The 2,461-nt window shown below is 56.8% G+C and carries 4 protein-coding genes; 2 read left to right on the top strand and 2 right to left on the bottom strand.

The annotated features are described in order from the left end of the window. The first annotated feature begins 438 nt into the window (after nucleotides 1-438). Nucleotides 439-648, top strand: coding sequence for a hypothetical protein (locus tag CCASEI_RS15515; protein WP_225868478.1), 210 nt, complete (start codon nucleotides 439-441; stop codon nucleotides 646-648). 67 nt (nucleotides 649-715) lie between these two features. On the opposite strand, the gene CCASEI_RS14160 is transcribed toward CCASEI_RS15515, so the two are convergent. Both CCASEI_RS14160 and CCASEI_RS14155 read right to left on the bottom strand, forming a co-directional pair. Beyond that, nucleotides 716-982: a helix-turn-helix domain-containing protein gene (locus tag CCASEI_RS14160; protein WP_025388373.1), complete on the bottom strand. Its 267-nt coding sequence runs from the start codon at nucleotides 980-982 to the stop codon at nucleotides 716-718. Continuing rightward, the gene (locus tag CCASEI_RS14155) at nucleotides 975-1,868 is read right to left on the bottom strand and encodes a replication initiation protein (protein WP_041744706.1); all 894 of its coding nucleotides are present in this window, start codon (nucleotides 1,866-1,868) and stop codon (nucleotides 975-977) included. The genes CCASEI_RS14160 and CCASEI_RS14155 overlap by 8 nt, the downstream gene beginning before the upstream one ends. A gap of 423 nt (nucleotides 1,869-2,291) precedes the next feature. On the opposite strand from CCASEI_RS14155, the gene CCASEI_RS15135 reads away from it, so the two are divergent. Next, nucleotides 2,292-2,459: a hypothetical protein gene (locus CCASEI_RS15135; RefSeq protein WP_155894857.1), complete on the top strand. Its 168-nt coding sequence runs from the start codon at nucleotides 2,292-2,294 to the stop codon at nucleotides 2,457-2,459. Nucleotides 2,460-2,461: the final 2 nt, after the last annotated feature.

Below are 2,461 nucleotides of genomic sequence, written 5' to 3'. Positions count from 1 at the left end.
CGACCGACATCACGCCAATTGGTACACACCTATTGCTGATAATCAGACTTTCGGTTTTCGGCTTCGCCCAAAAGAACCACACACCTCATGCACTAAAGTGCTGCGGTGCAGGTAGACGCGAAATAAACCCAACTAGTTGTGCGGAATTCGCGTCAGAAACCGAGCCACGAAGCGATCAGTTTTCCGGTGAAATCGAGAGCAAATTTTATAACGTACGTACGTTATAATTGGGGTATGACTGGTGCCGAAACGTCTCAGAAATGCGCGTGGTGTGGCAACGAGATTCCGCCACGAAGCGACCCGCGAGGGCGCAAAGCCCGCTACTGCTGCGGCGCGTGCAGAGCCTCAGCAGCTCGTGAACGAACGCGCAAAGCGCACCAGGACGAACTCAAACAAGCCCAGGCGCAGACTCAAGAAAGCACCCAAAACTCGTTACTGGTGGCAAGCCCAGACGAAATTTTGGCCACCGTCGTCAGCGAAATCGACGCAACAACCCGACTACTGCAATCACGCCCGGAGCTTCTAGACAGCTGCGCAGAGATGGTCAACGCGGCCAGAAAGCTCGTCGCTGCCGTAGACGAACCAGCCCAACAACCGCTCACCCGACAGCAACGCCGCAAGCTCGCACGCCAGCAAAAGACGCACTAAACCCCGGAAACATCTGACTTGGTTACGATGGACTTTGAACACGCCGAGGGTGACTAAACCGCTGGATTTACGCGGTTTTCTTCTCTTCAACTTCTTTGACGTAGCGGTGAACCGTGCCCACCGAGCAACCAATCTCTGCCGCGATAGCGCGCATGGACAGACCTTTGGCGCGCAGCTCCTGGACGCGAGCACGCTTCTCGTTGGCACGTTTAATGAACACTTCACGCGGTTCGGAAGTCCATCGTTGAGCTGTTCTCACCGACATACCGGCACGTTCTGCCAGCTCGCGGGCTGTTTTTCCGTTGCGTGGATAACGTGCATAAACCTTAGCCAATGTTCCTCCAAAGAGTATGTCCAGCCTCACGACGCACCTCAGCGCTTCGTTGCCAGCCTTTCTTCCCGCGTGCGGATTGCATTGCGGTGAATGTGGCGTCGTAGACGGCGGCGCCGTCTGTCCACATGCGTGACTTGGTGATGATCCATTTATGGATTGACCTGGCAATACAGTCAACTTCGGCCACAGGTAGTGGTTCATCAAACAGCTCTTGGTTAAGTGCTTGCGCGGTGGTTTGGATTGCGCGGCCTAGGCCGTCAGCGTCTCCAAAATGCTTTCTGACCTCCCGATATGCCCACGTACGTGCGCTTTCAAAGAGTGCGCAATTACGACCTAGACCAACTGGCGAGAACCGCCGCGTTTTCCTCCAGGACGCAGGCGGCATAAAGCCGGTTTCTTCGAGCCAAAAGCGCAGCTCATCGAGCGTATACAGCTTATCGGTGATCCAGTGACTATCCCATGCAGTGTGCTCGGGGTTTTTGGTGATCAGCCCGGAGTATCCGCTATCGCCATCGACAGAGCGCCGTAGGCCTTCGGTGACAGCCGCGGCATAGGCCAAAGGCTTGCGTTTGGCGTATTCGGTGCGGGTAAATGGCTCCGCGAGCGCCCAGACAGCGTGTGCGTGCCCGTTTAAGGGGTTTTCAACCACCGCGTTAGGTCTCCAGTCCTCCCTGTCCCACAAAGAGCGCAAAAGCGCGTCCTCCTGGTCGATGTCAACGACCAGGAGGTTAGAGAGCGCGTCGGGATTGGCTTCGACGTAGCGCTTATCCAGCGCGTTCTTCCGTGAGGTGCGGTAAATGCCCTCACGGAGGTCATCGCTTGCCAATGGCCACAGCGGCAGCCACAGCTGCTCAAAGCGTCCCTCAGGGCGGGTAGTTGGTCTCATGTAGCTGACTTTCTCACACGAGCGTGCACGGTCGGTTTTCATTCCTCGGCGTGTTCATAATACGACATTTAACCAAGTCAGATGTTTCCCCGGTTTCCGGGGGTTCCCCTGAAGAACCCTTCCAGTGCGAGCGAAGCGAGCTCCTTTGGCCGGCGCCCCTCAGGTAGCCCTCTAAGGCTCCCAGGGCTCCGCCCCTCCCTGAGGTTGGCTCAAGCCTCCTGGTGGCTCCTACGGACGTTCTAGGGGGCTGCCGCGGCACCCGCTGCGCGTCTGCCTTGGCTCCGAAAACGTGCACACCTCATTGAGACACTTTTTTCACGGCTCGAAATTTCTTGGAACTGATATTAGCCATCTGGTTGCACAACGCGGTTCTGACCGCACGGTGTAGCCGAGACAATCAAACGCAACACAAGGAGAACCCCCGTGAAACTTTTTCAACGCAATCCCCTCGCACTACTTCTGCTCGCCGTCATCGGCGCCCTGGTGCTTATCGCGCTTGGGCTAGATTCCGTCGTTGACACAACTGGCACCCTGATTGGACTCGTGCCGCTTTTCGCGCCTGATTCTGAACCGCACGACGAACCTCGCTAGGC

The organism is Corynebacterium casei LMG S-19264 (assembly GCF_000550785.1).
Taxonomy (GTDB): domain Bacteria; phylum Actinomycetota; class Actinomycetes; order Mycobacteriales; family Mycobacteriaceae; genus Corynebacterium; species Corynebacterium casei.
The sequence above is the reverse complement of the archived record's forward strand: the minus strand, read 5'-3'. Positions and strand labels throughout refer to the sequence as shown.